At 50.3% G+C, this 22142-nt stretch carries 25 protein-coding genes and 2 tRNA genes; 21 read left to right on the top strand and 6 right to left on the bottom strand.

What is annotated here, in order from left to right:
* The gene (locus WBL83_RS03340; protein ID WP_424587788.1) at positions 1–3114 is read left to right on the top strand and encodes an efflux RND transporter permease subunit; all 3114 of its coding nucleotides are present in this window, start codon (positions 1–3) and stop codon (positions 3112–3114) included.
* A gap of 332 nt (positions 3115–3446) precedes the next feature.
* Here the strand turns inward: WBL83_RS03340 and WBL83_RS03335 are convergent.
* Positions 3447–3534 (bottom strand) — tRNA-Ser (locus tag WBL83_RS03335).
* Positions 3535–3811: 277 nt separating this feature from the next.
* A tRNA-Ser gene (locus WBL83_RS03330) sits at positions 3812–3899 on the bottom strand.
* Positions 3900–4106: 207 nt separating this feature from the next.
* Between WBL83_RS03330 and ghrA the strand changes: the two genes are divergently transcribed.
* The 4 genes from ghrA to WBL83_RS03310 all read left to right on the top strand — a co-directional run bounded on the left by ghrA (position 4107) and on the right by WBL83_RS03310 (position 7044).
* Entirely contained in the window at positions 4107–5048 is a 942-nt protein-coding gene (gene ghrA, locus WBL83_RS03325) for a glyoxylate/hydroxypyruvate reductase GhrA (protein ID WP_424587787.1), read from the top strand.
* Positions 5049–5129: 81 nt separating this feature from the next.
* A complete protein-coding gene (locus WBL83_RS03320) occupies positions 5130–5867 on the top strand; it encodes a phosphatase (RefSeq protein ID WP_424587786.1) in 738 nt (245 codons plus the stop codon).
* A gap of 38 nt (positions 5868–5905) precedes the next feature.
* Entirely contained in the window at positions 5906–6460 is a 555-nt protein-coding gene (locus WBL83_RS03315; protein WP_424587785.1) for a TorD/DmsD family molecular chaperone, read from the top strand.
* Between the two features lie 104 nt (positions 6461–6564).
* The gene (locus WBL83_RS03310; protein ID WP_424587784.1) at positions 6565–7044 is read left to right on the top strand and encodes a DUF1097 domain-containing protein; all 480 of its coding nucleotides are present in this window, start codon (positions 6565–6567) and stop codon (positions 7042–7044) included.
* A 45-nt stretch (positions 7045–7089) separates the two neighbouring features.
* Here WBL83_RS03310 and csgG read toward each other — a convergent pair whose 3' ends face one another.
* The 4 genes from csgG to csgD are packed head-to-tail and all read right to left on the bottom strand — an operon-like array spanning position 7090 to position 9450.
* Complete coding sequence (csgG, locus tag WBL83_RS03305) at positions 7090–7923, bottom strand: curli production assembly/transport protein CsgG (RefSeq protein ID WP_064547980.1); 834 nt, start codon at positions 7921–7923, stop codon at positions 7090–7092.
* A 41-nt stretch (positions 7924–7964) separates the two neighbouring features.
* Positions 7965–8381, bottom strand: a complete 417-nt coding sequence (gene csgF, locus WBL83_RS03300; RefSeq protein WP_424587783.1) for a curli production assembly/transport protein CsgF — start codon at positions 8379–8381, stop codon at positions 7965–7967.
* A 9-nt stretch (positions 8382–8390) separates the two neighbouring features.
* On the bottom strand, positions 8391–8780 hold the full coding sequence (gene csgE, locus WBL83_RS03295) for a curli production assembly/transport protein CsgE (RefSeq protein ID WP_424587782.1): 390 nt from the start codon (positions 8778–8780) through the stop codon (positions 8391–8393).
* Positions 8781–8784: 4 nt separating this feature from the next.
* Positions 8785–9450, bottom strand: a complete 666-nt coding sequence (csgD, locus tag WBL83_RS03290) for a biofilm master transcriptional regulator CsgD (protein ID WP_424587781.1) — start codon at positions 9448–9450, stop codon at positions 8785–8787.
* A gap of 788 nt (positions 9451–10238) precedes the next feature.
* Here csgD and csgB point away from each other — a divergent pair.
* The 16 genes from csgB (at position 10239) to WBL83_RS03210 (ending at position 22142) form a co-directional block, all read left to right on the top strand.
* Positions 10239–10694, top strand: a complete 456-nt coding sequence (gene csgB, locus WBL83_RS03285) for a curli minor subunit CsgB (RefSeq protein WP_424587780.1) — start codon at positions 10239–10241, stop codon at positions 10692–10694.
* Positions 10695–10741: 47 nt separating this feature from the next.
* Positions 10742–11179, top strand: a complete 438-nt coding sequence (gene csgA, locus WBL83_RS03280) for a curli major subunit CsgA (RefSeq protein WP_424587779.1) — start codon at positions 10742–10744, stop codon at positions 11177–11179.
* A gap of 72 nt (positions 11180–11251) precedes the next feature.
* Complete coding sequence (gene csgC / locus WBL83_RS03275; protein ID WP_424587778.1) at positions 11252–11581, top strand: curli assembly chaperone CsgC; 330 nt, start codon at positions 11252–11254, stop codon at positions 11579–11581.
* Between the two features lie 110 nt (positions 11582–11691).
* The gene (locus tag WBL83_RS03270; RefSeq protein WP_424587777.1) at positions 11692–12003 is read left to right on the top strand and encodes a hypothetical protein; all 312 of its coding nucleotides are present in this window, start codon (positions 11692–11694) and stop codon (positions 12001–12003) included.
* 215 nt (positions 12004–12218) lie between these two features.
* The gene (locus WBL83_RS03265; protein ID WP_424587776.1) at positions 12219–12941 is read left to right on the top strand and encodes a beta-ketoacyl synthase chain length factor; all 723 of its coding nucleotides are present in this window, start codon (positions 12219–12221) and stop codon (positions 12939–12941) included.
* Positions 12941–13711, top strand: coding sequence for a lysophospholipid acyltransferase family protein (locus tag WBL83_RS03260; RefSeq protein ID WP_424587775.1), 771 nt, complete (start codon positions 12941–12943; stop codon positions 13709–13711). The genes WBL83_RS03265 and WBL83_RS03260 overlap by 1 nt, the downstream gene beginning before the upstream one ends.
* Before the next feature lie 62 nt (positions 13712–13773).
* Positions 13774–14046, top strand: a complete 273-nt coding sequence (locus WBL83_RS03255) for a phosphopantetheine-binding protein (RefSeq protein ID WP_424587774.1) — start codon at positions 13774–13776, stop codon at positions 14044–14046.
* A 19-nt stretch (positions 14047–14065) separates the two neighbouring features.
* A complete protein-coding gene (locus tag WBL83_RS03250; protein ID WP_324117650.1) occupies positions 14066–14314 on the top strand; it encodes an acyl carrier protein in 249 nt (82 codons plus the stop codon).
* A gap of 3 nt (positions 14315–14317) precedes the next feature.
* Entirely contained in the window at positions 14318–14887 is a 570-nt protein-coding gene (locus tag WBL83_RS03245) for a hypothetical protein (RefSeq protein WP_424587773.1), read from the top strand.
* Positions 14880–16205: an AMP-binding protein gene (locus tag WBL83_RS03240; protein WP_424587772.1), complete on the top strand. Its 1326-nt coding sequence runs from the start codon at positions 14880–14882 to the stop codon at positions 16203–16205. Before WBL83_RS03245 ends, WBL83_RS03240 begins: the two co-directional genes overlap by 8 nt.
* Positions 16192–16542 carry a 3-hydroxyacyl-ACP dehydratase FabZ family protein gene (locus tag WBL83_RS03235; RefSeq protein ID WP_424587771.1) on the top strand — a complete coding sequence of 117 codons (351 nt, stop codon included), beginning with the start codon at positions 16192–16194 and terminating at the stop codon, positions 16540–16542. The genes WBL83_RS03240 and WBL83_RS03235 overlap by 14 nt, the downstream gene beginning before the upstream one ends.
* The gene (locus WBL83_RS03230) at positions 16533–18248 is read left to right on the top strand and encodes a glycosyltransferase family 2 protein (protein ID WP_424587770.1); all 1716 of its coding nucleotides are present in this window, start codon (positions 16533–16535) and stop codon (positions 18246–18248) included. Before WBL83_RS03235 ends, WBL83_RS03230 begins: the two co-directional genes overlap by 10 nt.
* Positions 18242–18667, top strand: a complete 426-nt coding sequence (locus tag WBL83_RS03225; protein WP_424587769.1) for an acyl-CoA thioesterase — start codon at positions 18242–18244, stop codon at positions 18665–18667. Before WBL83_RS03230 ends, WBL83_RS03225 begins: the two co-directional genes overlap by 7 nt.
* A complete protein-coding gene (locus WBL83_RS03220; protein WP_424587768.1) occupies positions 18660–19265 on the top strand; it encodes a LolA family protein in 606 nt (201 codons plus the stop codon). The genes WBL83_RS03225 and WBL83_RS03220 overlap by 8 nt, the downstream gene beginning before the upstream one ends.
* Positions 19237–21567 (top strand): MMPL family transporter, encoded by a 2331-nt coding sequence (locus WBL83_RS03215; RefSeq protein ID WP_424587767.1) that lies wholly within the window; start codon positions 19237–19239, stop codon positions 21565–21567. Before WBL83_RS03220 ends, WBL83_RS03215 begins: the two co-directional genes overlap by 29 nt.
* Positions 21567–22142: a DUF3261 domain-containing protein gene (locus tag WBL83_RS03210; protein ID WP_424587766.1), complete on the top strand. Its 576-nt coding sequence runs from the start codon at positions 21567–21569 to the stop codon at positions 22140–22142. The genes WBL83_RS03215 and WBL83_RS03210 overlap by 1 nt, the downstream gene beginning before the upstream one ends.

The raw sequence follows: 22142 nt of genomic DNA, 5'->3' as shown, positions 1-22142 counted from the left end.
ATGGCTAACTTTTTTATTGAAAGACCCATTTTTGCCTGGGTACTGGCTATCATTTTAATGATTGCCGGTGGACTGGCAATTTTACAGCTGCCCGTCGCGCAGTATCCGACAATTGCACCTCCTGCCGTCGCGGTGACGGCAACTTACCCTGGTGCTGATGCGCAGACGGTTCAGGACACCGTGACGCAGGTTATCGAACAGAACATGAACGGCATCGATAACCTGATGTACATGTCTTCCACCAGTGATTCCGCTGGTGGCGTGACCATTACTCTGACCTTTAAATCAGGTACCAGCCCGGATATTGCCCAGGTTCAGGTGCAGAACAAACTGCAACTGGCGATGCCGCTGTTGCCGCAAGAGGTGCAGCAGCAGGGGATTAGCGTTGAAAAATCCTCCAGTAGTTTCTTACTGGTGGCGGGTTTTATCTCCGATAATCCCAATCTCACCCAGGATGATATTTCCGACTACGTGGCCTCGAACCTCAAAGACTCCATCAGCCGTACCAATGGTGTCGGGGATGTTCAACTGTTTGGTGCGCAGTACGCGATGCGTATCTGGCTGAATGCGGATGCGTTGAACAAATACCAACTTAATCCTGGCGATGTGGTGAGTCAGCTTAAAGTACAGAATGACCAGGTTGCTGCAGGGCAACTGGGTGGGACGCCAGCGGTTAAAAATCAGCAACTTAATGCGTCAATTATCGCTCAGACGCGCCTGAAGGATCCGGCAGAATTTGGCAAAGTCACGCTGAAAGTCAACCCAGATGGCTCCGTGGTGCATTTAAGCGATGTGGCGCGCATTGAGTTAGGTGGTGAAAACTACAATACGGTGGCGAAAATTAATGGCCAGGCCGCTGCAGGTTTGGGGATTAAACTGGCGACAGGAGCCAATGCGCTCGATACCGCTGCGGGTATCAAGGCGAAACTGGCCTCATTACAACCTTACTTCCCACAGGGCATGAAGGTTGTGTACCCGTATGACACCACCCCGTTTGTGAAAATATCGATTCATGAAGTGGTGAAAACACTGTTTGAGGCCATCATCCTGGTGTTCCTGGTGATGTATCTGTTTCTGCAAAATTTCCGTGCGACGCTGATCCCGACCATTGCGGTGCCGGTGGTTTTGCTCGGAACCTTTGCCGTGCTTTCCGCGTTTGGCTATTCGATCAATACCTTAACCATGTTCGGTATGGTGCTGGCGATAGGCTTGCTGGTGGACGATGCAATTGTGGTGGTGGAAAACGTCGAACGCGTGATGGTGGAAGAGCATCTCTCGCCTAAAGAAGCCACCAGGAAATCGATGGGCCAGATTCAGGGCGCCTTAGTCGGTATTGCCATGGTGCTCTCGGCGGTGTTTATTCCGATGGCATTCTTTGGGGGATCGACCGGGGCCATTTATCGCCAGTTCTCGATAACCATTGTTTCGGCGATGGCGCTTTCGGTGCTGGTGGCGTTAATCCTGACTCCGGCGTTGTGCGCGACGCTGCTAAAACCGGTCGATCCACAGTCCCACGAAAAAACGGGTTTCTTTGGCTGGTTTAACAAAAAATTCAACCAAAGTGCGCATCACTACACCGACAGCGTCAGCAATATTTTGCGCAGCACCGGGCGCTACCTGCTGCTATATCTGATTATTGTTGTCGGAATGGCGGTGTTATTTTTACGTTTACCCACCTCGTTCCTGCCCGAAGAAGATCAGGGCGTGTTTATGACGATGGTGCAGTTGCCGGCGGGTGCGACGCAGGAACGTACGCAAAAAGTGCTCGACGAGATCTCGCATTACTATCTCGACACCGAAAAGGCGAACGTCGAATCGGTGTTTACGGTCAACGGCTTTAGTTATAGCGGGCAGGGGCAAAACTCCGGGATTGCCTTTATTAGCCTGAAACCCTGGGAAGAGAGAGCAGGAAAGGAAAACGGTGTCGGTGCCATCGTTGAACGTGCCACCAAAGCGTTCAGCAAGATTCGCGACGGCCTGGTCTTCCCTTTTAACTTACCGGCCATTATTGAGTTGGGAACCGCGACCGGTTTTGACTTCGAACTTATCGACCAGGCAAATCTTGGGCATCAACAACTGACTCAGGCACGTAATCAGTTGATGGGCATGGTGGCGAAACATCCCGATGTGCTGACGCGTGTTCGCCCGAATGGTCTTGAAGATACGCCACAGTACAAGCTCGAAATCGATCAGGAAAAAGCGCAGTCCCTTGGTATTAGTCTTGCGGATATCAACCAGACCATCGCCAGTGCTTTGGGTGGCACCTACGTGAACGACTTTATCGATAACGGGCGCGTGAAGAAGGTGTATGTGCAGGCGGATGCGCGTTTCCGCATGTTGCCACAGGATATTAATAATCTGTATGTGCGCGGCAGTAACGGGCAGATGGCGCCGCTCTCGGCGTTCTCAACCTCTCACTGGATGTATGGATCACCGCGTCTGGAACGCTACAACGGTTTGCCTTCTATGGAACTGTTGGGCGAGGCGACTGCGGGCAAAAGTACCGGTGAGGCAATGGTATTAATGGAACAGCTTGCTTCGAAACTCCCTTCCGGAATCGGTTATGACTGGACGGGGATGTCGTATCAGGAAAGGCTTTCTGGAAACCAGGCACCGGCGCTGTATGCCATCTCACTGGTCGTGGTGTTCTTGTGTCTTGCGGCGTTATACGAAAGTTGGTCGATACCGTTCTCGGTCATGCTGGTAGTGCCGCTCGGTGTGGTGGGTGCGCTTCTGGCGGCGGCGATGCGTGGGATGAACAATGACGTGTATTTCCAGGTGGGGCTGCTGACGACTATTGGCCTGTCGGCGAAGAATGCGATCCTGATTGTCGAGTTCGCGAAAGACCTGATGGAGAAAGAAGGCAAAAGCTTGCTTGAAGCTACGCTGGATGCAGTGCGGATGCGTTTACGTCCTATTCTGATGACGTCACTGGCGTTTATCCTGGGGGTAATGCCTTTGGTATTGAGTCGTGGCGCGGGGAGCGGGGCACAAAATGCCGTCGGCACAGGTGTGATGGGCGGGATGTTGTCGGCGACTCTGTTGGCTGTCTTCTTTGTGCCGGTGTTCTTCGTGGTGATACGAGAGCGATTTAGCAAACGTAAGTCCGAGTAGAAAAAAGCCCGAACCCAGGTTCGGGTTTTTTTTGGTATCGAATCTTTGATACAAATGGTGGATGACGCTGCGCTTATCCACCCTACGAACTGAAACGGGGTGGTCGGAAATGTGCAGCGTCGTCCACCCTACGAACTGGAACGGGTAGGTCGGATAAGCGCAGCGTCATCCACCCTACGAACTGAAACGGGTAGGTCGGAAATGTGCAGCGTCATCCACCCTACGAACTGAAACGGGTAGGTCGGATAAGCGCAGCGTCATCCGACAAAACAGAAGACAAATTTCAGACGAAAAAAAAGTCTGAACGTGAATTCAGACTTTCTCTTTGAATGTGGCGGTGAGAGAGGGGTTCGAACCCTCGATACGTTGCCGTATACACACTTTCCAGGCGTGCTCCTTCAGCCACTCGGACACCTCACCGTTTTGTATCTGTTGCCAACATCAGGGGGCAACGGGGCGCTACTATAGGGACTGAACCCTGTTCGGTCAAGTTTAATCTTCTGTTTTTATACCGTTAGCTCAAACTATGAACGATGCCAAAATTTGGGGGGAAAAAGTCTGAACGTGAATTGATACTTGAGGCTGATGACAAGGCTTCTTCGTAGGTCGGATAAGCGCAGCGTCATCCGACAAAACAGAAGACAAATTTCAGACGAAAAAAAAGTCTGAACGTGAATTCAGACTTTCTCTTTGAATATGGCGGTGAGAGAGGGGTTCGAACCCTCGATACGTTGCCGTATACACACTTTCCAGGCGTGCTCCTTCAGCCACTCGGACACCTCACCGTTTTGTTGTTCCTGATACTGCTGGAACGGGCGCTAATGTAGGGAAATCTCTGGGCTGCGTCAATGCACTTCATAGAAAAACCGGTGCGTTTAGCCAAACTTCAAACAACTTGCTTCTTAAATCAGCAAAGCGAGATGATTTTTAAATAGATTCATCTAATGTATTGTTAAACGCTGCGCGTAAGTCTAAGAATACATGGAGAAAGCATGGATATTATTTTTCACCACCCGACATTTGATCCTCAATTTTGGCTCGAAGGTATGCAACAGCGACTTCCGCAGGCCAGGGTTCGTCAGTGGCATCCGGGCGATAAGCAGCCAGCTGATTACGCGCTGGTATGGCATCCTCCAGTGGAGATGCTCAGCGGGCGTCGTGAGCTTAAAGGCGTGTTTGCGTTAGGTGCTGGTGTGGATTCCATTCTGAGCAAGTTGCAGAAACATCCTGATATGTTGCCCAATGGCGTGCCGCTATTCCGCCTTGAGGATACCGGCATGGCGCTGCAAATGCAGGAGTACGCCGTCAGTCAGGTGTTGCACTGGTTCCGCCGATTTGATGACTATCAGGCCTTAAAGCAGCAGGCCAAATGGCAGCCACTGGAAGATTATCGCCGCGAAGACTTTACTATTGGTCTGCTTGGTGCCGGTGTACTGGGCGGGAAAGTGGCAGAAAGCCTCGCCGCATGGGGCTTCCCGGTGCGTTGCTGGAGCCGCAGTAAGAAAGATTATCCTGGTGTCATAAGTTATGCGGGCGCAGAACAACTGGGTCAATTCCTCTCCGGCACTCGTGTGCTGATTAACCTGTTGCCAAACACACCGCAAACCGTTGGCATCATTAACAGCGAGTTGCTTAATAAACTTGCCGATAATTCATACGTGATGAACCTTGCGCGTGGCGTGCATTTAGTTGAAGACGATCTGCTGGCGGCGCTTGAAAGCGGTAAAGTAAAAGGTGCGATGCTCGATGTGTTCGCCAAAGAGCCACTTCCTCAGAACAGTCCGTTATGGAAGCATCCTCGCATTGCAATTACCCCGCACCTTGCTGCGGTCACACGTCCTGAAGAAGCGATGACTTATATCGCGAAGACGATTCGCCAGATAGAAAACAAGGAACCACCAGGCGGGGAAGTGTCATTAGATAACGGCTACTGATTCTTTGCCCGGCTGGAGCCGGGCTAAAAAACAACGGCGATAACTGCTATCCTTGCGGGAAAGAGATAAAAGGAGAGAGCCATGTATCCCGTTGACCTGCATATGCACACCGTCGCCAGTACCCACGCCTATAGCACCCTTCATGACTACATTGCGATCGCTAAAAGCAAAGGCATCAAGCTGTTTGCCATTACCGATCATGGCCCGGATATGGCAGATGCACCGCATTACTGGCACTTTGTGAACATGCGTATCTGGCCACGCGTGGTTGATGGCGTTGGTATTTTGCGTGGTATTGAAGCCAATATTAAAAATACTGCCGGGGAAATTGACTGCACTGGCCCCATGCTTGACGCCTTGGATCTGATTATTGCCGGTTTTCACGAACCCGTTTTCCCGCCAAAAGATAGCGCAACGCACACAGAAGCCATGATTGCGGCTATGGCGAGCGGAAAAGTTCACATTATTAGTCATCCGGGTAACCCGAAATATCCGGTCGACATTCCTGCCATTGCCCAGGCTGCAGCAAAATATAACGTCGCGCTGGAATTGAATAACTCTTCATTCACCCATTCGCGCAAGGGGAGTGGCCCGAACTGCCGCGCTATCGCCGCTGCGGTGCGTGATGCTGGTGGCTGGTTATCGCTGGGTTCTGATTCCCATACTGCATTTACCCTTGGGGATTTCGATGAGTGCCGCAAAGTGCTGGCAGAAGTTGAGTTCCCGGAAGACCGTATTCTCAATGTTTCAGTGGATCGTATGCTCGGATTCCTTGAATCCCGTGGCATGGCGCCAATCGAAGAATTCGCCACACTTTAGTTATTACTGACTGAATTTCTACTAAATGGACCGTTAGCATGAATGAGTTTTCAATTATTTGTCGCATCTTAGGATCACTGTATTACCGCCAACCTCAGGATCCCCTGTTGGTTCCGCTGCTTACGATGATCCGCGATGGCAAACTGGCTGAGCACTGGCCGCTGGAGCAGGACGAGTTACTGGCTCGCCTGCAACAAAGCTGCGATCCTCAGCTGTTGGCTGCTGATTACAACGCGCTGTTTGTTGGCGAAGAGTGCAGCGTCCCGCCGTATCGTTCCGCATGGGAAGAGGGCAGTCAGGAAGGTGAAGTGCGTGAATTCCTGAAACAACGCGGTATGCCGCTGGCAGAAACCCCAGCCGATCATTTTGGCACGTTGCTGCTGGCAGCCTCGTGGCTGGAAGATCAATCACAAGAAGACGAGTTTGAAGCGCAGGTTCGCTTATTTGACGATTACCTGTTGCCATGGGCGGGGACGTTCCTCGGCAAAGTTGAAGCCCACTCTACAACCCCGTTCTATCGCACTCTGGCCCTGCTGAGCCGTGAAGCTATTCAGGCGATGCGTGATGAGTTAGAAGAAGCTGATGACGAATAGAGTGTGATATTGATCACATTTAAAATGTAACGTTTATTTCCGATCTACAAAAAATGTGCGGTAGATCGTAGTTGAGCCATAAGGCTCTGCTATGATACGCCGCTATGAACATACTTATTTCTCTGGCATTGACCACCGGTATTCTCTCAGGCCTTTGGGGCTGGGTGGCGGTGAGTCTCGGCCTTCTCAGTTGGGCTGGTTTCCTCGGTTGTACCGCGTACTTTGCGTGTCCGCAGGGCGGGATCAAGGGGCTTTTCATTTCTGCATGCACATTATGTAGCGGTGTACTGTGGGCGCAGGTGATCATTCATGGCAGTGCGCTGGCACCGCACATGGAGATAATGGGTTACATGGTGACCGGCGTTGTTGCATTTCTGATGTGCGTTCAGGCCAAACATATGTTGCTGTCATTTGTGCCTGGTACGTTTATCGGTGCCTGTGCGACGTTTGCAAACCAGGGTGAATGGCGCCTTGTTGTGCCATCGTTACTGCTGGGGTTGGTGTTTGGATTTGCGATGAAAAACAGCGGACTGTGGCTGGCGGCGCGAAGAGCAAAAGCACAATCCCCGGTGACAGCCGAATAAATAAAAAAACCAGCCTGGGCTGGTTTTTTTATTATCTGATAATCATCAGGATTCTGGAGGAACGGACATTTCTCTGTATTTAGCCAGAACCGGGTTATTAACATCTTGTGGATTTTGCAGATCCCACAGTCCACGGTTAATCCCGTCATTCACCAGATAAATAACCCCTGTTTCAATTGCTGACATCAGACACATCATCACAGGTTCGTTAGTGGTATAGCCGATTTCACCTTCCAACAGTCGTTGGTAATCCACGAAACGGAATACCCCAGCCTGCACTTCATAAGACAAAATCGTTTTACTGGTATTCACTGATGACAGCACTTCACCGGTACTCACATTAACCACACGCAAGTTCACTGCAATTTGATCCAGCTGATATTGTGTTTCGCCGCCGATACCGAAGTACCGCGCACCTACACCACCTGATTTCACATTGCTTTCATAACCGATTATCGAGCCTTCAACCATCACGTTTGCTGCAACAAGTGATTGCAAAGGCATACGGTTATTCTCAGCGACGGTCCCATTTTCCTGTGCTGCACGAATGATCTTACGTTCGTTCAATAAGTTTTGCAGGCCCTGACGTTCCAGGGGAATAAACCAGCGTGAATCTTTTAATGCTGTTACCAACATTGAAGTCGCACTCTGTGGCACCGCGGTTGAGAAGTTACTTGCTGGGTAAGGTTTAAATTGCCCGGTTTCATCCTGAATATTATATACCGAGACAAATAGCTTCCCTTTTGCTGGTGGCAAATGGGTTAAGTCACGGTAACTTTGCGCACGAGGCAAAAGTGTAGGTTTCGCAGCTTCTTTAGGTGGCGCCGTTAAACAGCCACTTAATAAACACACTGCTACGATGAGAAGTAAACGCTGCATGATGTTTATCCTTAAATACTTTTTTGATTATGTAATTCCCACTAGAAGTCAGTGGAATTATTTTGTAAGCCTGCAACCTCAATGATTGACGTTTTACCTGTTTTACGGTCAGTCACATTTAAATGCAGTTGCCCGTCGGTATTAGCAATGTCGACGATAAAATCATTTGTAACCATACGGCCGGGTTTGCCGGTATTAATGTTGCTTAGCAAACCACCAAGCAGCTGTGACTGAATAGCTTGTGTGAAGTTGTCTAATGCTGTCGGTGTTTCAATACCGAAATCATCATCATAACTAGGGTCTTTATATGAGTTCTGGGCTTGCGCCTCATTCAATAAAAAGGACCCATTATTGGGGTTACCGCCAAAGTTTGGGTTGGTAAATTGAAAAGTCATATTGCCACCCCAGGATAAAGGGGATATCAGCAGTAGAGAAATAACTGCATGAGTAATACGCATGACAGCCTCCTAAAATTCGTCGCTGGTTAAATCACCGGTACTTAACAATGTTTTGTCAATTTGACGGCGCTTAATCGCTTCTGCGGTTTGTACCAGTGCGATATTGACGTTGCGGTCAAAATCACGTTTAGAGGGGAATAAGAACGACTGAAATATGACATCCTGATCGACGGTAATGGTTATCCAGCTTCCCCAACGTGCACTGGGACGCTCATTTATGGTTAAGTTTCCGGTAAAACTGCTTTCCCACTTATCACTAAAGGAGCGGTAAAACTCATGCCCCACCGAAGAAACGGTATGGTCTGTTAATAATCCCGGAACCTCGACTTCAACGGCGCGAACGCCGTTGGAGGTGCAGATTAATACTGACGCTAGCAGTAAAGCAGTTAGTGATTTCATCGCTTTAACGCCTGAGGTTATCGTTGGCCCAGGAAACCGCCTGAGTGCGATTTTTTACAGATATCTTTTTGAAAAGATTGTAGAGATGCGTTTTTACCGTGTTTTCACTTATAAATAACGACTGGGCGATTTCGATATTCGAAGCCCCAATACGCAATTTATTAAGTATTTCCTTTTCACGGTGAGTCAAAAGAGAGGACTCGACATTATTGAAACGATAGTTGCCTGAGTGATTAATAAGGTAGCTGGCTAATTTTTGAGAGAAGTAGCACTCTCCCGCCATCACGCCACGAATACCTTCTACCACACGCGGTTCTTCCTCAGACATGTAAAAAACGCCATTAATATGGGGCCAATTTTCTATGTCACGGAATTGATACTCTTCTGGAGTGTTGAGTAACAACAACTTAATGCTGTTATGTTTACGACTCAAGTTATCTTGCCAATAGTTAATCAGCTTTTTATCGGCTTCAACCATATCAAACAAGACCACCAAATTACCCACGACATCTTCCAGAGATCGTTGAATATTATGGAGTTTCCCGTTGATAGAGAGTGAAGACTTTAGATGCTGTAATAACGCAGTAGCTTGTAGCGAGGGTTTGGTGATCAACAATAAAGATTGAGCATTTAACGCCTGGCTATTCATTGTATGGACTTCATTAAACATGATGAAACTCCATCCGAGTTTGCGCATCAATCAGCTGAATTAACAGAAAGTTAATTCACCAGAGGTACTGATAGATGCTAACTGCTGTGTTTGAAATAAATGTAACACTGTCAAATAACGCTAAGTTGCGTCCTGACTTAATGTGTTAAACAAAATGTTACTGCTGATTTCAATCTAGCGGTTACTAATCTTAAAGCAAGTGTTAAAGCTGTTACAAAATGTAACTGTAGATATTAAAATGTTGCCGCTGCGATTTTTTTATATTTAGTTTTAATACTAAAGTTGTACACGAAATAAAAATTGCATAGTTTTAAAAATCATACAAATGTTTATAAGTTGTTGATAGTAATCAATATGAAGATTTTTGTTAACGTGGTTTCGAGTCTTAACATATGTAAATAGCGAGAGTTACATTCGCCCTGGAGTCACTTCTTAAGAAAACTCATCTTCGTGACAGTGGCTGCCAAAAAATTGCCTGGGGGACTGCATGCAACCCAACCAGACGGCAAAATACTGCTTGATTATCGGGATGATTTTAAATGTTTTGAGGCAAATTAATATCTTCAGTTCTAAACCCTTTGTTGTATTTGGTTTTTTTTACCTGACTCATACTTTGTAATGAGTAGAAATATAAAAATACAACGTGCGGGTGAGATATTTTAAATGTATCGCCAGACATACTCATTTTCGTAACGCAGAAACAACATTTCTTCGTTAGCGTTAACAAAAGTAATTAAGTGATTTGTTCAGATGTATTAAGTAGAAGTATTTCGACCCAGGGTGACAACATGAAGAACAGACCGTTATTTGTGATGTTAGCATTGTTGGGTGCGCCTGGTTATGTTATTGCGAGTAATCCCGATCTTGCAAGTTCAGAATATAACTTTGCGATGAATGAATTAAGTCGATCATCGCTAAATCAGGCAGCAATTATTGGTCAATATGGTAGTAGCAATACTGCCAATGTTGACCAGAATGGAACAAGGCAATTAGCACGGGTCTCTCAGACAGGGTCCGGGAACCGAGCTAACGTCGATCAATCAGGGAGTTATAATGTTGCTTATATTGCGCAGTCAGGCTACGGCAATGATGCAGATATACAGCAATCGTCATTTGGAAATGCCGCCCTTATTATCCAGCAAGGCTCGGCTAATAAGGCAAGCATTATCCAACAAGGCACACAGAAGTCGGCAGTTGTAATACAGAAACAGTCTCAAATGGCGGTACGCGTTATTCAACGTTAATACACGACTATTTAGACTTTCATTCTCAATACGATGGGGGCTTTACCATGAACTTTTTCAAAATCGCAGCATTAGCAGCAGTGGTTGTTTCAGGTAGCGTAATGGCATCAGCATTCCCACAATTCCCTGGCCACGGTAATAACAGTGGTCCGGATTCTACATTGAAAGTGTATCAATCAGGGGTGAGCAACAGTGCTACAGCACTGCAAGCTGATGCCCGTGATTCAACTGTTGATATTACCCAGCGTGGCATTGGTAACGGTGCGAACGTAGGTCAGGGTGCTGATGATTCAACTATCACGCTTGTGCAAGATGGTTTTGGCAACCAGGCTGTCCTGAGCCAATGGACTGCTGAAGACTCCACTATTGACGTTCAACAACGCGGCGGACGCAACGGGGCGAATGTGACCCAAACTGCCTCTGACTCTAGCGTAGAACTGACTCAAGTTGGCTTTAATAACTACGCTAATCTTAACCAACACTAGTCGTCTTCATGAGCTATACAAAAACAGGGCCTATGCCCTGTTTTTCTTTTTATAGTGGGGGAGGGACGAGAAATGCACACCTTATTATTGCTTGCTGCACTCAGCAATCAACTCACCTTTGATACGCAGCAACAAGGTGAAATCTACACCATTGTGCCGGTGGCGACCCTAACTCAGGATTGCCAATGTACTTTCAAACTGACTGCATTTCGTTCGGGGCAGAATGGTCAGACTAATACCAGCCAAAGTAGCCATGTTTATATTAAGGCCAATGAGCCTGCCAAACTTTCACGCATGAGCCTGAATATCTCTCCGGGGGATAGCGTAACGATTACCGTAACGGTATCAGATGGAAAAGATATTCATCTTGAAAAACAATGGGCCTCGCCAGGAAGCGTTTAATTGATATCCCGGGTATCTGGATATTTTTTCTTCTATATACCAGGGTTAACTATAGTTCTGCCCGTGTATTGCCGATAACCCTCATATAACTTAGTTGAGGAGTTCCTTACGTGAAAACATCAAGCTTAAAACGTTCAATGCTGTTGCCCGTGTTTGTTCTATTTTTACCTATGCTTAATGCCAACGCCAGTGACGGTGTGATTCATTTTCAGGGCGCCATAGTAGAAGACCCCTGTCATTTCGCCGTCCAGGAACAATCGGTGAAGTTTTCCTGCCCGCAAAACGGAAAGCAGGTGGTGCAGACGGTCGCATTCAATCAACTCAATAACTTCAAACCTGACAATGAAGTTCAGCTTACTACCCAAATTCATTATCTTGATGCACAACATCGACTTGCCATTATGGAAGTAACCTACCAATAAAAATCACTGGGTCTGCATTACGCGGACCCAAGGATTAATCTCAAGTATTTATTTCGCACTCATTTTTGTTACTATTCTCCGCCGCTCAATAGCTGATGGCGCGCGAAATAACAGCAACTTGAGAAAAAAATCATAAAATTAAGACTTATTTTATAGTCGGCAACTATTCCAGGATTTATATCTGTCGGGCATTTTGATGAATACGGGTATTGAGCATGAAGTTTGCGTTTAATGTTGTCGACTGGCAGGCCAGTGCCCCGGGTTTATCTGAAGCCGAGGAGTGGCGGGTATGGAGTAAAACTTCTGCTCACTTTGATATTTCAGCGCCTCTAGCCAAAAGCCGCCACTTACCGATGATGACGGCGCGTCGTCTGGCTTCCGGTAGCCGTCTCGCCGTTGACTGCGCGCTGGCGATAATGTCCAGACAGCCTGTCGATGCGCTGGTTTTCGCCAGTCGCCACGGTGAACTGGAGCGAAATTTCCGCATTTTAACCGCCCTGGCTGAGCAACAGAGCCTGTCGCCCACGGACTTTGCGATGTCGGTGCACAACTCGGCGGTAGGAAACACCACTATTGCGGCCAAACAAGCGCTGGTTTCATCGTCTGTTTCTGCCGGATACGACTCTTTCGCGCAGGCATTAATAGAAGTGGCCTCGTTACATCATGCTGGCTATCGTCGCGTGCTGCTGGTGGATTTCGATGGTCTGATACCTGAGTTTTACCATCCGCATCTGCCTGATGACGCGCTCAATATGCCCTTTGCCGTCGCGTTATTGCTGGAAAGTGGTGAGCAATTAGAATGTGAAACCACCCCTTGCGACGCCCGCGGGGTGCATGACTTACCGCAGGGGCTGGCATTTTTGCATGGCTTTCTCAGTGATGAACCCACTTTTGCCCTTGCTGGTGAGCGCCTGAACTGGCGCTGGAGTCGTCATTAATGTGGTCACGCCTGAAGTGGGGCTGGCGGGTATTAATGACCGGCGGGTTATTTGTCTTATTTGGCAGCGGAGGCCTGATGCTTTCGCTGGTGTGGTTTAATTTATTGTTATTGTTTGTGCGTGATAATAGCAAACGTCGTGAAATTGCCCGCCGTAGCATTGCCGCCAGTTTCCGGTTATTTTTACGCATCGGGCGCGGCCTTGGGGTGTTCGACTACCGCTTTGAAAATTGCGAACAGCTGCGCAATGACCGGGGATGTTTGATTGTTGCTAACCACCCGACATTGCTCGACTACGTATTTATTGCTTCTCAGGCGCCGCACATTGGTTGCCTGGTGAAAGCCAGTCTGGTGAACAATCCCTGTTTTCGTGGCGTGATCCGCGCTGCGGATTACCTGATCAACAGCCAGGGCGAAACGTTACTGCCTGAAAGCCAGAAACGCATGGCGGCAGGGGAGGCGATACTGATTTTCCCGGAAGGAACGCGCACGCGGCCCGGGGAACCGCTGGTTATCCAGCGCGGTGCGGCCAATATTGCGGTTCGCAGCGGCTGCGAGTTGCGCCTGGTGCATATTCATTGCGACCAGCGTTATCTGGATAAACACAGCCGTTGGTATCAGATCCCAAAGCGTAAGCCGATGATTACCGTCAGTGTTAAACAGCGGATCGACAGCCAACGCTTTATGGCAAATCATGACGATGCTCCTGCGTTAGCGGCACGTCGGCTTAGCCAGTATTTAAGTCAGGAACTGGTTCCTGATTCTCGTTAAGTGCCCAATCTGGCTGCAACAATTACGCCTACTGAGATAGGCTCTAACACTCGGATGGTGATATGGAATCCTTAGAGAGCGAAATTAAACAACTCATCATCGACACCCTGAATCTCGAAGAGATAGGTGTTGATGAGATTGAAAGTGAGGCCGCGTTATTTGGTCATGACGGTCTGGGCCTTGATTCCATTGACGCACTGGAATTAGGACTGGCGGTTAAAAAACGATATGGTGTGGTGTTATCCGCCGAAAACGAAGCGATGCGCGAACATTTTTATTCTGTCGCCAGTCTCGCCGCATTTATTAAAAGTCAAAACCCTGCGCACAGCGCCTGATTGAAACCACGAGTATGCTATGAATAAAGAAGATATTTATCAGGAAGTCACCGGGTTACTGGTTAAGTTATTTGAACTCTCTCCTGAACAAATTACCCCGCAATCTCGTCTCTACGAAGATTTAGATCTGGATAGTATTGATGCGGTAGATATGGTGGTTCACCTACAAAAGCGCAGCGGTAAAAAAATCAAACCGGAAGATTTTAAATCAGTACGCACAGTACAGGATGTTGTGGACGCGGTAGAGCGTTTGCATAGCGAGTCTTAAAGCGTGCGGGCAAAACGAGCACTGACTATCGTTGGAGGGCTAGCCGTCATAGGTTGGCCCTTTGCCGTCTGGTTGGCAATCTCATATCCAAAATTACACATTTTATTGCCGATGCTGGCGCTGTGCTTTGTCCTGCGCTTGTGTGCGTTGCGGGGCAAAACCGGTGCGCTGAGTCGGGCGTTTAAAGGGCTGGCGCTGGCGGGTGCGGTACTTTCAATCGCCAGTATCTGGATGCGGGAAGCCCAACTGCTGCTGTGGTATCCGGTGGTGGTCAATGTGGTGATGCTGACGTTATTTGGTTCATCGCTGTTGACCCGGATGTCACTGATTGAGCGGCTGGCACGCTGGCGCGAAGGGGATCTCCCGCCTGCGGGTGTCCGTTACACTCGCCGGGTCACGCAAGTGTGGTGCCTTTTCTTTATTGTTAACGGCAGTGTTTCATTGTGGACGTGCCTTGCGGGCAACATTCATTGGTGGACGCTGTGGAATGGAATGGCGAGCTACCTGTTGATGGGATTGTTATTTGCTGGCGAATGGCTGGTACGACTGCGAGTGAAACGCCGTTATGAATAGTCCGTTAACACTGGCAAACTGGCTCAATGGCGACCGTCATCCACAGCAGGTGGTGGCGTTTTCCGGTGAGCAAAGCTTCACCCAGGCCGATTTAATTAACGATGTTCAGCGAATTTATGGCTGGCTACAACGTCAGCAAGGGCAACGTTGGGCGCTCTGTTTTGACAATAGTTATGACTTTATTGCCGCACTGTTAGCGACGCTACACGCCGGTAAAACCCCGGTTTTACCGGGGCACAGCCGTGAAGCGCAACTGCGTGAACAGCAGAACCAATTTTGCGGCGTGATGAGCGATACACAGCTCAATCTCAACTGCCCGGTGCTCAATCCCAACACTCTGGATTACCCGGCAGCGCTTGCCTCGCTTGAGCCGGTTGCTGATGATGCGGGCATGGTGTTCTTTACCTCGGGCTCGACGGGCGAACCGGCACAAATCTACAAAACGCTGCGCGCACTGGATGAAGAGACTGCCTGGCTGTCGGCGTTGTGGGGCGAGAGCCTGTACGATTGTCGCGTGGTGGGATCGGTGTCGCACCAGCATCTGTATGGTTTCACCTTCCGTGTGATGTTGCCGATGAGCCTCGGCCTTGCTTGCGACGCGTCGATGATTCATTTCCCGGAGCAATTAGTGGCCCGTGCGGCACATCCATTGCTGTTTATCAGCAGTCCGGCATTTTTAAAACGACTCGATATGAATCTTGCCGCTCCGGTATGTAAACGCGTGATTTCCGCAGCCGGGAAACTCGATGACGACACGGCGCAACAGGTGCTGAAATGGCTTAAAACGCCAGTGTCTGAGATTTACGGCACCACCGAAACTGGCGTGCTGGCATGGCGTGAACATGCGCAACCTGCGCCTGAATGGCAGGCTTTCCCGGCGGTGAAATTTACCCGGCAAGACGACGGCTGGCAGGTTGAATCGCCGTTGATACATCAAGGCTACAGGCAACTTGATGATATTCTGGAATTTACTGCACCAGGGCGTTTTCATTTAGTCGGCAGACGCGATCGCATCGTTAAAATTGAAGAAAAACGCATCTCGCTGAGCGAAATTGAACGTCGATTGTTGGCATTACCCGGGATTGATGAGGCGGCCGTGGTCACCGTGACCCGGGGGAACCGCATCGCACTGGGTGCGGTTGTAGTGGCCCCAAACGCAGATGCTGCCAGCAAGCAGCAGTGGCGGGAGGCGCTCAGCGCCTGGCTTGAACCGCTTGCCATTCCACGGTTTTGGCGCATCGTCGAGCGAATCCCGCTTAATAGCCAGAGCAAGCGTGCGTGGGCGCAATTACAGGAGTTATTTGATGAAACCCGTTGAGTTACAGCGTTCGCAACCTGAAGCGGGCAAACTCTTTTTGCGGCTGGCCGTGCCTGCAACCTCAGGTTGGTTTGAAGGGCATTTCCCGACACAACCGGTGTTACCGGGTGTCGCGCAACTTGATTGGGTGATGGCTTATGCTGCCGAACTCGCGCCGGAAATGCGCTTTAGTTCCATTGATAACGTTAAGTTCCAGCGCCCAATCGTTCCGCAAAGCGAACTTGAACTGAATCTGCAATGGGATGAAACCCGCAGCGTACTGAGTTTTTCCTACTCATTATTGACCGAACAGGGCTGGGTTCCGGCCAGCAGCGGGAAGATAAAACTATGTCGTTAACGGCTACGGCGTTGTCGTTAACGGCTACGGCTTTTCGCCTATGCGTCGTGATCCCTTGCTACAACCATGGCGCGACGATAGCGGCGGTACTGGCGCGTCTGCAACCCTATGAGCTGCCGTGCATTATTGTTGATGACGGCAGCGAACCGGCCACCAAACAACAACTGGCGCAATTAACTGGCGTCACGCTTATCCAACTGGAAACCAATCAGGGAAAGGGAGAGGCGGTCGTCACCGGGCTAAAAGCGGCGACACTGGCAGGTTTTACCCACGCATTACAGCTGGATGCCGACGGGCAGCACTGCATCGAAGATGTGCCGCGCTTTTTAGCCGAGGCTCAGGCACATCCCGAATGTCTGATTTCAGGCGCGCCGGAGTACGACGGATCCGTTCCTAAATCGCGTTTGTATGGGCGTTATGTCACGCATGTCTGGGTGTGGATTGAAACGCTTTCGCTGTCATTAAAGGACAGCATGTGCGGATTCCGCGTCTATCCGCTGGCGGCAACGCTTGCGACTATCGCTCAACATCGTCCCGGCAAACGAATGGATTTTGATACTGAAATCATGGTGCGCCTCTATTGGGCGGGAACCGACAGCCGATTTTTACGCACCCGCGTGATTTATCCGCAAGGGGGTGTTTCACACTTTGATGCGCTGCATGACAACCTGCGTATCTCGTGGATGCACACCAGACTGTTTTTTGGCATGTTGCCGCGTATTCCCACACTGCTTGCCCGACGTCGCCTGCGCGCACATTGGGCGCAAGTCCCCGAGCGCAAAGGGCTGGCGGGCATGCGTCTGATGCTTAACATTTATCAGCATTTAGGGCGCCGGGCATTTAATGCCTTGCTCTATCCGGTGGTGGCGTGGATGTGGTTGACCGGAAGCACACAGCGCAAAGCGTCTCAACAGTGGCTGGAGCGCGTAAAACAGCAGGCGAAACGTCAGCAAGTGACTCTGCCAGAAGGGCTGAACAGCTATCGCCATTTCTTGCGTTTTGGCGATGCGATGCTTAATAAAATTGCCGCCTGGCGGGGCGATATTATCTGGGGCCGTGATATCGAATTTGCCCCTGGCAGCCGTGAAGTTTTACAACCGCAGGCCGGGCAGGGGAAGCTGATTCTTGCCGCTCATCTCGGCGACATCGAAGCCAGCCGTGCACTGGCGCAAGTTGAAGCCGGGCTTATTATTAATGCGCTGGTGTTTACTGACCACGCACAACGTTTTCGCCAGATTATCGAAGAGATCGCGCCGCAAGCCGCAGTGAATTTAATTCCCGTGAGCCATATTGGCCCGCAAACAGCCATGCTGTTACAAGACAAACTGGATGCCGGTGAATGGGTGGCGATTGTTGGCGACAGAATTGCCGTCAATACGCAGCGCGGCGGGGAAAGGCGAGTCTGCTGGAGCCCGTTTATGGGCAGCCCGGCGCCGTTCCCCCAGGGCCCGTTTATTCTGGCTGCCGCATTACGATGCCCAGTCATTCTTATGATGGTGCTGCGCGAGCAGGGCAAACTGCGCATTCATGCAGAAAACTTTGCCGATCCGCTGCTGTTACCGCGCGCCACACGGCAACAGGCGCTACAAGTGATCATTGATAAATACGCGCAGCGTCTGGAATTTTACGCACTGCGTTCGCCGCTCGACTGGTTTAATTTTTATGATTTCTGGCAGTTACCGCCAGAAAAGGAGTCCGGATGTTAAATGATCCACGTTTTTCTGTGGAGATCAGCATCAAAGTCCCATTCCATGATGTCGATGCGATGGGTGTGGTGTGGCACGGTAACTATTTCCGTTACTTTGAAGTGGCGCGTGAAGCACTACTTGGCCAGTTTGATTATGGTTACCGGGCGATGCAGGAGTCCGGTTACGTCTGGCCGGTGGTCGACACCCGCGTGAAATACCGTGATGTGGTGAAGTTTGAACAACAGATCCTGGTTCGCGCCACGATCCTTGAGTACGAAAACCGCCTGAAAATCGGCTATGAAATTGTCGATGCGCAAACTGGCAAACGTACCACCACCGGTTACACCATTCAGGTTGCCGTTTCGGCAACAAGCGGAGAACTATGTTTTGTCTCCCCTCCAGTACTTTTTGAACGCATGGGCTTGAGTCATGAATAAGATTATTTTAATGGCCTTGCTGTTTATCAGCTTCACGGCAAGCGCTATCACTCTCGATGACGTGCAACGCAGTTTTGCATCGCAGCCAGTGGTGCGGGCTAAATTCCAACAAGAGCGACAAATTAGTGGCATGGCGCAACCCCTGCATTCCAGCGGTGAGGTGCTAATCGCGAAAAGCAAAGGCTTGTGGTGGCAGCAACAGCATCCTTTCCCCATGACGCTGGTGCTGGATGACAGCCATATGGTTCAAGTGATGGGCAGCCAGGCGCCGCAGATCATTACTGCTGACAGCAACCCGCAAATGTTCCAGTTCAACCATTTGTTGCGCGCGCTATTCCAGGCTGACCGCAAAGTACTTGATGAAAACTTCTCGAATGTCTTTACCGACCAGGGTAACGGCCAATGGCAACTGGTATTAACGCCGACCACCACGCCGCTCGATAAACTGTTTAGTACCATCACGTTGCAGGGCGATAAGTATCTAAACCGCATCGAACTGAACGATTTGCAGGGCGATTTCACAGAGATCACCTTTAGTAACCACCGTCTGGACCCACGAAAACTCACTCATGAAGAGCAGCAGCGCTTCGCTTTCTGACATGCCTCGTCGTCTGGCATGGGGTTGGCTTGCAATAGTCACTGTGCTGGTGGTGTTGCTCGCCACTTTGCTACCCAAGGCGCGGCTTGACAGCAGCGTCTTATCGCTGCTGCCTGCCAGTAGCCTGGGGAACGTCCCGCCGCCTGTCGAGAACGGTTTTCTGCAACGTCTCGACCGGCAGATGATGTGGATGGTCAGTCCAGGTACTACGCCGGATGACGCCGCGGCGCAGTGGTGGAAAACGCAACTGCAACAGCAGCGATTCCTGCAAGATGTGCAGGGGCCGATGGATGCAAAGAGCCAGCAGGAGTGGGGGAAGTTCTACTTCGAAAACCGTAATGGGCTGGTGGATAACCAGACTCGCAGTCGTTTGCAAAACGGCGGTGAAGCTCAGGCGCAATGGGTGTTATCGCAACTCTATTCAGCATTCTCTGGCGTTAGCGGCAAAGAGCTCACCAACGATCCTTTGATGCTGGTGCGCGGATCGCAGCTGGCACTGCAACAAACCGCCAGCCAGATGCGCTTGCAAAACGGCTGGCTGGTGGCGCGGGATAAACAGGGGCGCTACTGGTATTTGCTGCACGGCGAACTAAAAGGTTCCTCATTTGATATGCAGCAAGGGCGCGCGGCAGTCGAACAACTGCGGGCCCTGCAACAAAATCTCAAACAACACTTCCCGCAGGCACAGGTGATGTCGCGCGGCACCCTGTTCTACAGCGATTATGCCAGCCAGCAGGCCAAACACGATGTCTCAACGCTGGGGCTAGCCACGGTGATTGGTGTGTTGCTGCTGGTGTTACTGGTGTTTCGTTCAGTTCGGCCATTACTGCTGTGTGCCACGTCAGTCGCCATCGGTGCGCTGGCCGGTACCGCCATCACGCTGCTCTGTTTTGGCGAATTGCATCTGATGACATTAGTCATGAGTATGAGCATCGTCGGCGTTTCGGCAGATTACACCCTCTATTACCTGACCGAGCGTATGGTGCATGGCGCACAAAACTCGCCAGCCGCCAGTTTACGCAAAGTGCTTCCGGCCTTGTTACTGGCACTCGCGACCACCGCCATCGCCTACCTGATCATGATCCTCGCGCCATTCCCGGGCATTCGCCAGCTTGCGGTGTTTGCCGCCAGTGGGTTGATTGCGTCGTGTCTGACGGTGGTGTGCTGGTATCCGTTTGCGGTGCGGGGTTTACCCGTCAGACCGGTGCCTTGCAGTGCGTTACTCAATGCCTGGCTAAATGCGTGGCAAAACAATAAAGCGGTGCGTTTTGGCATACCGTTGACGCTGCTGGGTATCAGCCTTGTGGGGATAGCTTCTCTAAAAGTGAATGATGATATCGCCAGTTTCCAGGCTTTGCCGCAGGATCTGGTCCGTGAAGAGCAGGCGATTACCGCGCTGACCGGGCAGGGGATGGATCAAAAATGGTTTGTGGTTTACGGCGATACGGCTGAACAAACCTTGCAACGTCTTGAAAAACTGGCACCTGTTCTGGCAAATGCGCAAAAGAATCAGCTTATCGACAGTTACCGACTGATCCCGCTCGCCTCTCTGGAACAGCAGCAGGCTGACTTGCGCTTGCTGCGCGAAGCCGCGCCGATTTTACAAAAACGCCTCGCCGAAAGCGGCATTACCGTCAGTGCACCAAATCTCCAGCAAATGGCGGTGACGCCAGATCGTTGGCAAAAAAGTGTTATTAGCAGCGGCTGGCGCTTGTTGTGGCTGTCTTTACCTGACGGAAAAAGTGGCGCACTGGTGCCGGTCAGCGGGGTGCACGACAGCGCAGCCCTGGCGACGCTTGCCGAAAATCTGCCGGGTGTCAGTTGGGTCGACCGCAAAGTCATGTTCAATGAATTGTTCAGCCATTTCCGCAGCTTACTGGCAGGATTACTGGCTATTGCTGTGGTGGCAATTGCGCTGAGTTATGTGCTGCGCTTAGGGGTAAAACGTGGCTTGCTGAGTGTGGTGCCTTCGTTGTTATCACTCGGTGGCGGCCTTGCCGCACTGGCGTTTAGCGGTCATGCGCTGAATCTGTTCTCCTTGCTGGCGTTGGTGCTGGTGCTGGGCATCGGCATCAATTACACCCTGTTCTTTAGTAATCCGCGTGGTACGCCGCTGACGTCGTTGCTCGCCATCAGCGTGGCTTTGCTGACCACACTTTTCACCTTAGGCATGCTGGTCTTTAGCCAGACACAAGCCATTGCAAGTTTTGGCATTGTGTTGAGCTGTGGGATCTTCTGCGCATTTTTAACCGCGCCACTAGCCTTACCCCCATCCACCCACGGAAAGGGAAAGAGAGAATAATGAAAAAATTACCCGTACTGGCTTTACTGCTTGGCAGCTTTTTACTGAGCGCCTGCAGTACACCAAAACCTGACAACACCCGTCCGCAAGCCTGGTTAAAACCGGGTACGCTGGTGACGCTGCCCGCTCCCGGGATTTCGCCGTCAATTACCGAACAACAACTGTTGAGCGCCCGGGTGAAAGGCAAAACTCAGTCGCTGATGGTGTTGCTCAATGCCGATAAAGAGAAAGTGATGCTGGCGGGCCTGTCCCCGTTGGGCATCCGTTTATTCCGTCTGACTTACTCTCATTCGGGCATTAAGACCGAGCAGTCCATTACGCTGCCAGAATTACCTCCAGCCAGCCAGGTTCTTGCCGATATTATGTTGAGTTATTGGCCGATAAGCGCGTGGCAGCCACAATTGCCTGCGGGGTGGACGTTGAAAGATATCGATACGCGACGTGAATTGCGCGACGACCAGGGTGAGCTGATTGAAACCATCCATTATCTGATGCGCGACGGTGTCCGCCAGCCAGTGAGTGTGCATCACCATCGTTTCGGTTATGTCATCAGCATTCAGCACCTGGAAAGTTAA

This window comes from Buttiauxella sp., from assembly GCF_049686335.1.
GTDB lineage: Bacteria > Pseudomonadota > Gammaproteobacteria > Enterobacterales > Enterobacteriaceae > Buttiauxella.
The sequence above is the reverse complement of the archived record's forward strand: the minus strand, read 5'-3'. Positions and strand labels throughout refer to the sequence as shown.